Below are 674 nucleotides of genomic sequence, written 5' to 3' on the forward strand. Positions count from 1 at the left end.
CATTTTGATTTTCATTGTTTTCAAGATCAAATGAGGCATCAATCAGTTTTCTAGTGTACTCACTTTTTGGGTGATGGAAAATCTCTTGTGCGCTTCCTTGCTCCATCACTTCTCCTTTTTGCATTACTAATACGCGATCAGAAAGCGCCTTAACCACTGATAAATCATGGCTTATGAACAAATAACCGATATTGTGTTTTTTCTGCAAGTCTTTGAGAAGATCGATGACAGTGAGTTGCACTGAGCGATCTAAGGCTGAGGTCGGCTCATCAAGCAAGATAAACGACGGTTCCAAAATCAAGGCTCGTGCAATCGCAATACGTTGACGCTGCCCACCGGAAAATTCGTGCGGATAGCGGTTTATTGATGCGGGATCCAAACGTACTTCGCGCAGAACATCACGCGCTTTTTGCATGCGTTCTTTCTTGTTTAAATATGGCCGGTGGACGGTTAATCCTTCAGTGATGATTTCCCCGATGGTCATACGTGGTGAAAGCGAACCGTATGGATCTTGGAACACCATTTGTACGTCTTTTTTCAGATCGAACCGCTCTTTATCACTGAGTGAGGCCATGTTTTGACCTTTAAACTCAATTTTTCCGGTAGACGGTAGCAAACCGATCAACGCACGCCCTAACGTGGATTTACCCGAACCGGATTCACCAACAATGCCT

1 protein-coding gene is annotated in these 674 nt (G+C 44.2%); it reads right to left on the reverse strand.

The window, feature by feature from the left end; translation table 11 throughout:
- On the reverse strand, nt 1-674 hold a 674-nt coding region (locus tag R7Q46_RS27475; protein ID WP_318078317.1), incomplete at both ends, for an ATP-binding cassette domain-containing protein.

This window comes from Vibrio sp. 811 (genome assembly GCF_033339195.1).